Genomic DNA, 11,507 nt, shown 5'->3' with positions numbered 1-11,507 from the left:
CAGCTCACCGACGCCCTCCAGCAGCTCGCCCAGGACGAGAAGGCCGGCGGCCCCGTGCACGGTGTCGTGTTCAAGGGCCGACGCTACGACACCGGGGACCGTGGCGACTATCTGCGTGCCATTGTCCGACTGGCGTGCGAACGTGAAGACCTGGGACCGGACTTCCGGACCTGGCTTCGCAGTTATGTAGCCGAGGAGATGCAGCAACGTTGAGCACCGCCGCGACCAGCACCACCGGCCCGGACCACCTCTGGTCGGTGGAAGAGCACCTGGAGGACATCCTCACCACCGTCCGTCCCCTCGAACCCATCGAGTTGCAGCTGCTCGACGCCCAGGGCTGTGTCCTGGTCGACGACGTCACGGTGCCGGTCTCCCTGCCACCGTTCGACAACAGCTCCATGGACGGGTACGCGGTGCGGGTCGCGGACGTAGCGGGCGCCAGCGAGGAGTTCCCGGCCGTCCTTGAGGTCATCGGGGACGTTGCAGCGGGTTCGGCGGACCTGGTCCGGGTCAGCCCCGGCCAGGCGGCGCGCATCATGACCGGCGCGCCCCTGCCGCCCGGCGCCGAAGCCGTCGTCCCCGTCGAGTGGACCGACGGCGGGCTCGGCGAGGGGCCGGTGAGCGGGATGCAGGCGCGGAGCCTGGCCCCCGAGGGTGCCGAGGGGCAGGTACGCGTGCACCGCCCCGCCAAGGTACGCGCGCACGTGCGCGCCAAGGGCAGCGATGTGAAGGCAGGGGACCTCGCCCTGAAGGCCGGGACGGTCCTCGGCCCACCGCAGATCGCGCTGCTCGCCGCGATCGGCCGGGGCACGGTGCGCGTGCGCCCGCGCCCGCGCGTGGTCGTCCTGTCCACGGGCAGCGAACTCGTCCAGCCCGGCGAGGTACTGGGCCACGGCCAGATCTACGACTCCAACAGCTTCGCCCTCACCGCGGCCGCGCGGGACGCAGGTGCCATCGCCTACCGCGTGGGCGCCGTTGCCGACGACGCCGACACCCTCCGGTCCACCATCGAGGACCAGCTCATCCGCGCCGACCTGCTCGTGACCACGGGCGGGGTGAGCGTCGGGGCGTACGACGTCGTCAAGGAGGCGCTGTCGTACGCCGGCGACGAGGACGAGGCGGGCAGCGGCGTCGAGTTCCGCAAGATCGCCATGCAGCCCGGCAAGCCCCAGGGCTTCGGCTCCATCGGCCGCGACCACACACCCCTGCTGGCCCTGCCCGGCAACCCCGTGTCGTCGTACGTCTCCTTCGAGCTGTTCGTCCGCCCCGCGATCCGCACCCTGATGGGCGTCGAGGACGTCCACCGGCCGCGCACCCGGGCCACCCTGAAGTCGGACGAGGCACTCGGCTCGCCCAAGGGGCGCCGGCAGTTCCTGCGCGGCAAGTACGCCGATGGCGAGGTGACCCCCGTGGGCGGCTCCGGTTCCCACCTGATCGCGGCGCTGGCGCAGGCCGACGCGCTGATCGTCGTCCCCGAGGACGTGGAGTCCGCCGAGCCCGGTACCGAGGTGGAGGTCGTGCTGCTCGGCTGACCGAGCCGGCGCGCGGCCAAGCACTCGCGCACACCTTCCAACGCACACCCGCGCGCATCTCTCTCCACTCGCCGGGGCTCTGCGCCACGTACGCGCCCCGCAGACCGACCGCGCGCCCAGCGCCCCCGGACGGACACGCGCCCGCACCCTCTGGGGGCACCCACGCGGCGGGCCGACGGAGCGCCGGGCGCGAGCTCCTCTGTTCGCGCTCAGCGCGTTCGTCGCGCGCCCTGGCGCCTCCGGTATCGGATGCGCCTCCCGGCCGACCGCGCCCCCCCCGGGACCGGATCACCCGTGCCGCGGTTGCCCGCCGTACGCGCGCCTGCGGACCGGCGGGGTTCCGCGGGGGTCCTGACCCGGTGCTTGCGCCGACTTGGCGGTACCGTGTCGCGCACAACAGGCCCGTGCACTGCACTGCCACGGACCCGGACCGGGAGCGCCACACAGCATGAGTACGCAGGACCGACTGACGCACATCGATGACGCGGGCGCGGCACGCATGGTCGACGTATCCGGGAAGGACGTGACCGCGCGCACGGCCCGCGCGAGCGGCCGTGTCCTCGTGTCACCCCGTGTGGTCGAGCTGCTGCGCGGTGAGGGGGTTCCCAAGGGGGACGCCCTGGCCACCGCGCGCATCGCGGGCATCATGGGCGCCAAGCGCACCCCGGACCTGATTCCTCTCTGCCACCCGTTGTCGGTGTCCGGTGTGAAACTGGATCTGTCGGTCGCGGACGACGCCGTGGAGATCCAGGCCACCGTGAAGACGACGGACCGCACGGGTGTCGAGATGGAGGCCCTCACCGCGGTGACGGTCGCCGCGCTCACCGTGATCGACATGGTCAAGGCGGTCGACAAGGGAGCGGTCATCACGGACGTACGGGTGGAGGAGAAGACGGGCGGCAAGTCGGGCGACTGGAGCCGGGCATGAGCGGCGGGCCGTTCCTGGGCGGTGCGCTGACGGCTCCGTACAGTGCGCTGGTCGTCACCGCTTCCAACCGTGCTGCCGCCGGTGTCTACGAGGACAAGGGCGGGCCTCTCGTCGCTGCGGGCCTGAAGGGGTTCGGGTTCGCCGTGGACGGGCCGCAGGTGGTGCCGGACGGGGATCCCGTGGAGGTGGCCCTCCGGGCGGCGGTGGAGGCCGGGTACGACGTCGTCGTCACCACCGGGGGCACCGGCATCTCGCCCACTGACCGCACGCCGGAGGCGACTCGCAGGGTGATCGACCGCGAGGTGCCGGGGATTGCGGAGGCGATCCGGGCGTTCGGACGGGAGAAGGTGCCGACCGCCGCGCTCTCGCGGGGTCTGGCCGGAGTAGCGGGAGGGACACTGATCGTCAACCTGCCCGGGTCCAGCGGCGGGGTGAAGGACGGGCTGGCCGTCCTGGAGCCGCTGCTGGTCCACGCCGTCGACCAGATCCGCGGCGGCGACCACCCCCGGCCGGCCGCGGAGTCGGCGCCGGTCGGCGAGGAGAACTCCAGACGCTCCCCCAGTGCCCGAAGGGCCTGGGAGGTACCCCCAGGGGGTGCGAGCTGAACAGCCCTTCCTGGCCCGTCGTGCTGACGGACGGAGATGTCGTCCTTCGGCCGATAAAGCTGCGCGACCAACGGGTCTGGCGTGAGGTGAACCGACGCAACAGGGACTGGCTGCGCCCCTGGGAGGCGACCATCCCGCCGCCGACGCCGAGCGGGCCGATCGCGCACCGGCCGACCTACCGCCAGATGGTCCGGCACCTGCGTTCCGAGGCCCACGCGGGCCGGATGCTGCCGTTCGTCATCGAATATCAGGGGCGGCTTGTCGGGCAGTTGACGGTTGCCGGGATCACCTGGGGGTCGATGTGCTCGGGGCACGTCGGCTACTGGGTGGACGAGTCGGTGGCCGGGCGCGGGGTGATGCCGACAGCCGTCGCGCTCGTGGTTGACCACTGTTTCCGCACCGTCGGGCTGCACCGCATCGAGGTCTGCATTCGCCCCGAGAACCGGCCCAGCCGCCGGGTCGTGGAGAAACTCGGATTCCGCGAGGAGGGGCTGCGGCCGCGTTATCTGCACATCGACGGAGCCTGGCGCGACCACCTCGTCTTCGCGCTCACGGCGGAAGAAGTGCCCGAGGGGTTGCTCGGGCGCTGGCAGCGGGCACGCTCTGAGCGGGCGGCGCACGACCGGCGCCCGTCGGACGAAGAGGGCGATCTCCGGGCCCCAGGCACTTCGAGCGCGCCGGACGTGCCGCGGAGGCCGGAGAACACTCCACGGAATCCCGCCTAGTCCCGGAAATTGAATGTATGTTCGAAATTGATCGCTCGGCGACCATCTCAGGGCATTCAATTTCGCGACTTCGGCGCTCCGCTGATCGCATCGGTCGCAAAAAAAGCTGGAAATATCAGCCAGATCGTGCGACACACCGGCCCAATTGGCGGATGGCCTCACGCAAATCCCTCTACCGTGTGAGGCGTGAGCAGCAGCGGCCTCATCTACGCAGTCATCGTCGGGGCCTGGGCCGCCTACTTGGTGCCGATGTGGCTCCGTAGGCAGGACGAGCTGAACGAAGCCCGTCCGACGGAACGCTTCAGCACCGCCATCCGGCTGCTGTCCGGACGGGCGGGAATGGAGCGTCGGTACGCCAGGGACCTGCGAGCGCGCTCCACCCAAGAGGGGGAGCCGGAAACCGGTGATCCGGACGCCGTCACCGACTCGGTGGACGTCCGGGCCTTCGCCATGCCTCCAACCCGCCGTCAGGTACGTGCGGAGGCCGAGCCGGAGGCGCCCGGGCGGGCGGAGCCGGCGCGCGACCAGCCCGTCGTTCCCGCGCCCAAGTCCCCTTCCGCGCACCGCCCCGCCGGTGTCGGCGCACGCCCCTCCGGCTCCGCGCCCGCGCAGAAGCGAGTACCGGGCCCCCGGCGCACGCCCTCGGCGCAGGCGGCCGCGGCGCGCGCCCAGCGCTCGAAGGCGCTTGCGCGCCGTCGGCGCACCACCGTGATGCTCTTCCTCGGCTTCACGCTCGGCGCGATCGTCGCCGCCGTCGGAGGCCTCGCCTTCCTGTGGGTGCCCGGCGTACCCGCTGTCATGCTCAGCGCGTACATCGCCTACCTGCGCTCCCAGGAGCGCCGCCGCTTCGCGTATCAGATGGATCGTCGGCGCGCCGAGGTCGCGGCCCAGCGCCTGCGCGAGCGCCAGCCGCGCCGGCGCGCGCCCCTCGACGCGGGCCCCGGCGCCGACGAGCCGGAGGAGGGACCAGAAGCCGCGACCGGCACCGGTCTCTCCGCGCTCGCCGCGGACCGCCGGGCCCTCGTGGAGCAGACCGACCACGCCGAGTGGGTGGACCAGCAGCAGCGTGAGCGCCAGCGACAGTCTGGGCACGGGGACAGCTGGGACCCGGTGCCGGTCCCGCTGCCGACGTACGTGACCGCGCCGGTCGCGCCGCGGGCGTCCTCCGGCGTGGACCTGGGGGCGCCCGACACCTGGAGTTCGGCGCGTTCCAGCGCGGTCGTGCCGGAGCAGGAGGCAGGTCGCGCGCGGGAGGCCGAGGTGGGCGGGACGGCGCCCGAGTCCGAGGACAAGCCGGCGGGCGGGCGCAGCGACGCGCGCCGCGCGGCCTCCGCCCGCCGGGCGCGCGAGCGTGGACGTACGCCCCTCTTCGATCAGTACGAGGACGGCGACCGCCCGCGCGCGGCCAACGAGTGACGACCGTCACGCCGCTGGAAGCCCGCCTCTGACCAGTCAGGGAACGGATTTCCAAGCACCCCGACGGGGATGCTAGAGTTTCACTCGTTGCAAGGGCCTGTGGCGCAGTCCGGTAGCGCACCTCGTTCGCATCGAGGGGGCCAGGGGTTCAAATCCCCTCAGGTCCACGCATCATGAAGCCCCAGTCGGCAGAGTCGACTGGGGCTTCATCGTGTCTACAGCTGCTTCGCGTAGCAGCGGCTGTCCTCGTAGTGGCGGTAGTAGCCGAACTTGACGCAGGGCTCGTAACCGCTCGAGGCGTACAGGGCGATGGCCTCCGGCTGCTTGGCGCCGGTCTCCAGGACCATGCGGACGCGGCCGGCCGAGCGGGCGTCCTCCTCCAGGGCCGTGAGCATGCGGCGGGCGAGGCCCCGGCCGCGCATCTCCGCGACGACGAACATGCGCTTGAGTTCGGCGTCGCCGTCCTCGTTGCCCTCCTCGTTGCGGTCCTGGCTGCGCCAGCCGCCGGTGGCCACCGGGCGGTCGTCCGCGTCGTAGGCGATCAGGTACAAGCCTAGGGGCGGCTCGAAGTCGGTGGCGTCGAGGATCGTGGCGTCGCCGCCGTCGCCGTAGCGCAGCTGGTACTCGGCCTGGACCTCGTCGTTGAGCTTGACGGCGTCGGGGTGATCGAAACGAACGCGACGTATATTCATGCTGAGTATCGTACTTCTATGCGGATGAGGGGAAGGATGGACCTCGTCCAGTGTGCCGGTATCGTGCCCTGGTGCTTACTGTGACCTCGGTGAACGTGAACGGGCTGCGGGCCGCCGCCAAGAAGGGCTTCGTGGAGTGGCTCGCCCAGACCTCGGCGGACGTCGTCTGCCTGCAGGAGGTGCGCGCGGAGCCGCACCAGCTGCCCGAGGAGGTGCGGCAGCCCGACGGCTGGCACGTCGTGCACGCCCCGGCCGCCGCCAAGGGGCGCGCGGGCGTCTCCCTCTACACGCGGCGCGAGCCCGATCGCGTCCGGGTCGGCTTCGGGTCGGCCGAGTTCGACGGCAGTGGACGCTACGTGGAGGCCGACCTGCCCGGTGTCACTGTCGCCTCCCTCTATCTGCCCTCCGGCGAGGTCGGCACCGAGCGTCAGGACGAGAAGGTCCGCTTCATGGACGAGTTCCTCGTCCACCTCAAGGAGCTGCGCACGCGGGCCGCCGCCGACGGGCGCCATGTGGTCGTCTGCGGCGACTGGAACATCGCCCACCAGCAGGCCGACCTCAAGAACTGGCGCGGCAACACCAAGAACTCGGGCTTCCTGCCCGAGGAGCGGGAGTGGCTCAGCCGGGTGTTCGCCGCGGAGGACGGCGGCTATGTCGACGTCGTGCGTGCCCTGCACCCGGACGCCGAAGGGCCGTACACCTGGTGGTCGTACCGCGGGCGGGCCTTCGACAACGACTCGGGATGGCGCATCGACTACCACGTGGCCACGCCGGGGCTCGCGGGCAAGGCTGCCAAGGGGTTGGTCGAGCGCGCGGCCACGCACGCCGAGCGTTGGTCCGACCATGCGCCGGTGACCGTCGTGTACGACCTGTAGGGCCGCGGACCGCCGCTCAGTCCGGCTTGTTCAGCCGCCTGTCCAGGGCCAGGGAGAGTTCCGCCTCCACCACGCTCCGGGCGAGCGGGCGCAGGCGGTGGAGGTCCTCCTCGGGGGCGTGGCGCAGGATCAGCTCGCGGAAGAGTTCGGCAAGGGCGTCGGCGTGTTCGCGGACGCGCTTGCCGGCCGCCAGGACCTCGGCGAGGGGGATGCCCTCGCGGACCAGGGCGGAGGAGACGTCCAGCAGGCGGCGGCTGATGTGGACGATCTCGTCGCCGTCGGTGCCGAGGTAGCCCAGCTCCATGGCGGCGGCGAGGTTCTCGGGGGTGACCTCGCCCTCGAAGCGTGCGGCGAGTTCCTCAGGGGTGAGGTGGACCGGCTCCTCCTCGGTGGGGGCGCCGACGCCGAGGAGGTCGGCGACGTCGCGGCCCTGGTCCAGGGCCTCGGCGAGTTCCGCGATGCCGTTGAGGGTGTGGCCGCGTTCCAGCAGGGCCGAGATCGTGCGCAGGCGGGCCAGGTGATGGTCGTCGTACCAGGCGATGCGGCCCTCGCGGCGGGGTGGCGGTATCAGCTTGCGTTCGCGATAGAAGCGCAGCGTGCGCACGGTGATGCCGGCCAGGCGGGCCAGCTCCTCCATGCGGTATTCGCGCACTCCGCCGACCTGCCTGCTTCCCTGCTCGTCGCTGCGTCCGCCGTCGTCTGCCACGTCCGCAGCCTATGTTGTACCGCCGGTAACTTTCCCTTCTCCGACCCCTACCGCTCGGTACGGAGCTGCTCTACAGTCCCATTGCGCCAGTGTTCACTGGCAGAGTCCAAGGTGATGCGTGGAGGCTTCGGGATGGCCGAGCACGAGCATGTACGAGTGGCGGTGATCGGGTCCGGGTTCGGCGGGCTGGGGGCCGCCGTGCGGCTGCGCCGCGAGGGGATCACCGACTTCGTCGTCCTGGAGCGGGCCGACAGTGTCGGCGGCACCTGGCGGGACAACAGTTATCCAGGGTGCGCCTGTGACGTTCCCTCCCATCTGTACTCCTTCTCCTTCGCACCCAACCCCGACTGGCCGCGCACCTTCTCCGGGCAGCGGCACATCCGTACCTACCTGGAGCACGTCACCGACGTCTTCGGGCTGCGCCCGCACATCCGTTTCGGCTCCGAAGTGAAGCTGATGACCTGGGACGGCGAGCAGCTGCGCTGGGAGATCGAGACGGCCCGGGGGAAGCTGACCGCCGACGTCGTCGTCTCCGCCACCGGGCCGCTGTCCGACCCGAAGATCCCGGAGATCCCGGGGCTGGCGTCGTTCCCGGGCAAGGTGTTCCACTCGGCTCGCTGGGACCACGACTACGACCTGCGCGGCAAGCGCGTCGCCATGGTCGGCACCGGTGCCTCCGCCATCCAGATCGTGCCTTCCATCCAGCGCCAGGCCGGCCGGCTCACCCTCTTCCAGCGCACCCCGCCCTGGGTGATGCCCCGGGTGGACCGCGCCATCAGCGGCGCCGAGCGCCGGCTGCACCGGGCGCTGCCCTTCACCACACAGGTGCGGCGCGGACTGCTGTGGGGCATCCGGGAACTTCAGGTGCAGGCGTTCACCAAGCGTCCCGACGAACTCGGCCTGGTCGAACGGCTCGCCAAGCGCAACATGGCCCGCGCCGTCAAGGACCCGGCCCTGCGCGCCAAACTCACTCCCGACTACCGCATCGGCTGCAAGCGGATCCTGCTGTCCAGCGAGTACTACCCGGCGCTGGCCCGGCCGAATGTGGACGTCGTCGCGAGCGGGCTCAGCGAGATCCGCGGGTCGACCGTGGTCGCCGCCGACGGCAGCGAGGCCGAGGTCGACGCGATCATCTTCGGTACGGGCTTCCACGTCACGGACATGCCCATCGCCGAGCGCGTGGTCGGCGCGGAGGGCATCACGCTCGCCGAGTCCTGGAAGAACGGCATGCAGGCACTGCGCGGCGCCTCGGCCGCCGGGTTCCCCAACTGGATGACGATCATCGGGCCCAACACCGGCCTCGGGAACTCCTCCATGATCCTCATGATCGAGTCCCAGCTGAACTACATGGCCGACTACCTGCGCCAGCTGGGCGTCCTGGGCGGCCGCACCGCTCTCGACGCCAGGCCCGAAGCCGTCGACAGCTGGAACCGCCAGGTCCAGGAGCGCATGAAGCGGACCGTGTGGAACACCGGCGGTTGCACCAGCTGGTACCTCGACGCGAGCGGTCGCAACACCACCATCTGGCCCGGTACGACCACGGAGTTCCGTCGGGCGACCCGGCGGGTGGACCTCGCGGAGTACGAGGTCATCCGCAAGCCCGGCGGGAAGGGGGCGGACGCCGACGCGAAGAGGGCGGGAGCGCCCGCGCGTACGGCCAAGCGCCCCGCGCGCACCACTCCCGCGTCCGCCGGCGGCGCGTCGCAGCAGAGCGAGGCCGCCGCATGAGCCGTATCGCCTCCGTGGCCGCCGGCCCCTACGCCCCGCCGGCCCCCACCCGCACACTCACCGTCGTATCCGCCGACGGCGCGCGGCTGTACGTCGAGGTGCACGGGCCCGAGGACGCGCCCCCTGTCGTCCTCTCCCACGGCTGGACCTGCTCGACCGCGTTCTGGGCGGCGCAGATAGGGGACTTGGCGACCGACCACCGGGTGATCGCCTACGACCAGAGGGGGCACGGGCGCAGTCCCGCGAGCCCCGCGTGCACCACCCATGCGCTGGCGGACGACCTCGAAGCAGTGCTCGCGCAGACGCTCGCACGCGAGGAGAAGGCCCTGGTCGTCGGCCACTCCATGGGCGGGATGACCGTCATGGCCGCTGCCGCGCGCCCCCGCTTCCGTGAACACGCCGCCGCCGTCCTGCTGTGCAGCACGGGCAGCTCCCGGCTGGTCGAGGAGTCGCGCGTGGTGCCGTTGCGCGCCGGGCGGGTGCGCACCTGGATCACCGGGCGCATTCTTGGTTCGCGCGCTCCCCTTGGTCCGGTCACGCCCCTCGCGAAGCGCATCCTCAAGTACGGCACCATGGGCGCCGGTTCCGCCCCGCACATGGTGGAGGCGTGCGCGCGGATCGTGCACGCCTGCCCGCGCGCCGTGCGCCACGCCTGGGCCTCCGTGCTCGCGGCGCTCGACCTCGACCACGGCGTAGAGGAGTTGCGCATGCCCACCGAGGTCGTGCACGGCGCGTCCGACCGGCTCACGCCCCCCGTACACGCCCGCGCGCTGGCTGCCGCGCTGCCCCACTGCATCGGCCTCACCGAACTCCACGGTGTCGGCCACATGACCCCGATCGAGGCCCCGGAGCTGGTGACCGGCAAGATCCGGGAACTCGTCACCACGTACGTCACGGCGAACACCGCCGAGTCCCACCCCACCACCGTGCAGCAGATCAAGGAGGGCGCATGAGCAGGGTCAGCCTCGAAGGGCAGGTCGCGGTCGTGACCGGAGCGGCGCGCGGCGTCGGCGAGTTGCTCGCACGCAAGCTCTCCGCGCGCGGCGCCAAGGTGGCGCTGGTCGGGCTGGAGGAGGAGGCGCTCAAGGAGGTCTCCGAGCGGCTGCACAGCGACAGCGCGCACTGGTACGCCGATGTCACCGACCATGAGGCGATGGGCCGCGTGGCGCAGGAGGTCAAGGAGCGGTTCGGCAAGGTCGACATCGTCGTCGCCAACGCCGGTGTGGCGAGCGGCGGTCCGTTCGCCGACTCCGACCCGCAGGCCTGGCGGCGGGTGATCGAGGTGAACCTGATCGGTTCGGCGGTGACGGCCCGGGCCTTTCTGCCGGTGCTCGCCGAGAGCCGCGGCTACCTGCTGCAGGTCGCCTCGCTCGCCGCGATGACCCCGGCCCCGATGATGACGGCGTACTGCGCCTCCAAGTCGGGCGTGGAGGCGTACGCACACAGCCTGCGCGCCGAGGTCGGCTACCAGGGCGTGCGCGTCGGTGTCGCGTACCTGTCCTGGACCGACACCGACATGGTGCGCGGCGCCGACGAGGACGACGTCATGCGGGAGTTGAGGCAGCGGCTGCCGTGGCCGTCGAACAAGACGTACCCGCTGGGCCCGGCGGTGGACCGGATCGTAGCCGGGATCGAGCGCCGCTCGGCGCACGTGTACGGGCAGTGGTGGCTGCGCGGCATGCAGGGCGTGCGCGGATACCTGCCGGCGCTCATCGGCACCGTGGGCCAGCGCGAGATGCGGCGGTTCGCGCCCCGTCTGCAAGGGATGCGTTCCGGACTCGTCGGCGCAGGTGGGGCGGCCGACGACGCGGCGCGGGCTACGCACCGTAACTGATCGACATGCGCTGTGTGTTCGCCCGTGTGAATCTGGTCGAGGCCCCACCGAGGGGTCAACCCCCACCCACTACGGGAGTGAACCCACATGGGTATGAAGGACCAGTTCCAGGACAAGTCCGGCCAGATCCAGAATCAGGCCAAGGAGAAGGCGGGCCAGGCCAAGGAGAAGGCCGGCCAGGCTCGTGAGAAGGCCGGTCAGCGCGGTCAGCAGCAGCGCGGCCAGCAGCCCGAGCGCGGTCGCCAGGGCAACCGTGACATCGAGGACACGGAGCGGGAGATGAAGGACCGTCTCGACCAGGACTACGACGCCTAGTCGTTGCGCTCGACTTCACCTCTGCGGCGGGGTGCCCGGCGACTGCCGGGGACCGGCCACCGGCACCGTCACCCTCGACGGACAGCAGGTGTGGCGCAACGAGCAGATCTACAAGCACATCGGCATCGTCCCCGAGCGGGAAGCGATGTAC

At 71.5% G+C, this 11,507-nt stretch carries 12 protein-coding genes, 1 tRNA gene and 2 pseudogenes; 13 read left to right on the top strand and 2 right to left on the bottom strand.

Features of this window, described 5'->3' with window-relative positions:
* The 7 genes and pseudogenes from ABZ471_RS45520 to ABZ471_RS45490 form a co-directional block, all read left to right on the top strand.
* Positions 1-213 (top strand): annotated as a pseudogene (locus ABZ471_RS45520) (UTP--glucose-1-phosphate uridylyltransferase); the annotation flags it as partial.
* A complete protein-coding gene (gene glp, locus ABZ471_RS45515; RefSeq protein ID WP_359075043.1) occupies positions 210-1,532 on the top strand; it encodes a gephyrin-like molybdotransferase Glp in 1,323 nt (440 codons plus the stop codon). The pseudogene ABZ471_RS45520 and the gene glp, both read left to right, overlap by 4 nt.
* A gap of 448 nt (positions 1,533-1,980) precedes the next feature.
* Positions 1,981-2,460 (top strand): cyclic pyranopterin monophosphate synthase MoaC, encoded by a 480-nt coding sequence (gene moaC, locus ABZ471_RS45510; protein ID WP_359075042.1) that lies wholly within the window; start codon positions 1,981-1,983, stop codon positions 2,458-2,460.
* Positions 2,457-3,065: a MogA/MoaB family molybdenum cofactor biosynthesis protein gene (locus ABZ471_RS45505; protein WP_359075041.1), complete on the top strand. Its 609-nt coding sequence runs from the start codon at positions 2,457-2,459 to the stop codon at positions 3,063-3,065. The genes moaC and ABZ471_RS45505 overlap by 4 nt, the downstream gene beginning before the upstream one ends.
* Positions 3,062-3,790, top strand: a complete 729-nt coding sequence (locus tag ABZ471_RS45500) for a GNAT family protein (protein WP_359075045.1) — start codon at positions 3,062-3,064, stop codon at positions 3,788-3,790. Before ABZ471_RS45505 ends, ABZ471_RS45500 begins: the two co-directional genes overlap by 4 nt.
* Positions 3,791-3,976: 186 nt before the next feature.
* A complete protein-coding gene (gene glpR / locus ABZ471_RS45495; protein WP_359075040.1) occupies positions 3,977-5,206 on the top strand; it encodes a gephyrin-like molybdotransferase receptor GlpR in 1,230 nt (409 codons plus the stop codon).
* Positions 5,207-5,299: 93 nt separating this feature from the next.
* Positions 5,300-5,373 (top strand) — tRNA-Ala (locus tag ABZ471_RS45490).
* A 48-nt stretch (positions 5,374-5,421) separates the two neighbouring features.
* On the opposite strand, the gene ABZ471_RS45485 is transcribed toward ABZ471_RS45490, so the two are convergent.
* Complete coding sequence (locus ABZ471_RS45485; RefSeq protein ID WP_359075039.1) at positions 5,422-5,898, bottom strand: GNAT family N-acetyltransferase; 477 nt, start codon at positions 5,896-5,898, stop codon at positions 5,422-5,424.
* A 71-nt stretch (positions 5,899-5,969) separates the two neighbouring features.
* Between ABZ471_RS45485 and ABZ471_RS45480 the strand changes: the two genes are divergently transcribed.
* Complete coding sequence (locus ABZ471_RS45480; RefSeq protein WP_359075038.1) at positions 5,970-6,773, top strand: exodeoxyribonuclease III; 804 nt, start codon at positions 5,970-5,972, stop codon at positions 6,771-6,773.
* Positions 6,774-6,789: 16 nt separating this feature from the next.
* Here the strand turns inward: ABZ471_RS45480 and ABZ471_RS45475 are convergent, their stop codons facing one another.
* Positions 6,790-7,410, bottom strand: a complete 621-nt coding sequence (locus ABZ471_RS45475) for a MerR family transcriptional regulator (RefSeq protein ID WP_359075044.1) — start codon at positions 7,408-7,410, stop codon at positions 6,790-6,792.
* 201 nt (positions 7,411-7,611) lie between these two features.
* Here ABZ471_RS45475 and ABZ471_RS45470 point away from each other — a divergent pair, with 201 nt between their 5' ends.
* From ABZ471_RS45470 to ABZ471_RS45450, 5 genes and pseudogenes are all read left to right on the top strand, one after another.
* Entirely contained in the window at positions 7,612-9,207 is a 1,596-nt protein-coding gene (locus ABZ471_RS45470; RefSeq protein WP_359075037.1) for an NAD(P)/FAD-dependent oxidoreductase, read from the top strand.
* Positions 9,204-10,160 (top strand): alpha/beta hydrolase, encoded by a 957-nt coding sequence (locus tag ABZ471_RS45465; protein ID WP_359075036.1) that lies wholly within the window; start codon positions 9,204-9,206, stop codon positions 10,158-10,160. The genes ABZ471_RS45470 and ABZ471_RS45465 overlap by 4 nt, the downstream gene beginning before the upstream one ends.
* Complete coding sequence (locus ABZ471_RS45460) at positions 10,157-11,041, top strand: SDR family oxidoreductase (RefSeq protein ID WP_359075035.1); 885 nt, start codon at positions 10,157-10,159, stop codon at positions 11,039-11,041. The genes ABZ471_RS45465 and ABZ471_RS45460 overlap by 4 nt, the downstream gene beginning before the upstream one ends.
* A gap of 87 nt (positions 11,042-11,128) precedes the next feature.
* On the top strand, positions 11,129-11,356 hold the full coding sequence (locus ABZ471_RS45455; protein WP_359075034.1) for a hypothetical protein: 228 nt from the start codon (positions 11,129-11,131) through the stop codon (positions 11,354-11,356).
* A gap of 52 nt (positions 11,357-11,408) precedes the next feature.
* A pseudogene (locus ABZ471_RS45450) lies at positions 11,409-11,507 on the top strand (ABC transporter ATP-binding protein); the annotation flags it as partial.

Source organism: Streptomyces sp. NPDC005728 (genome assembly GCF_040630895.1).
GTDB lineage: Bacteria > Actinomycetota > Actinomycetes > Streptomycetales > Streptomycetaceae > Streptomyces.
Note: the sequence above shows the minus strand (reverse complement) of the source record. Positions and strands in the feature narration are given on the sequence as shown.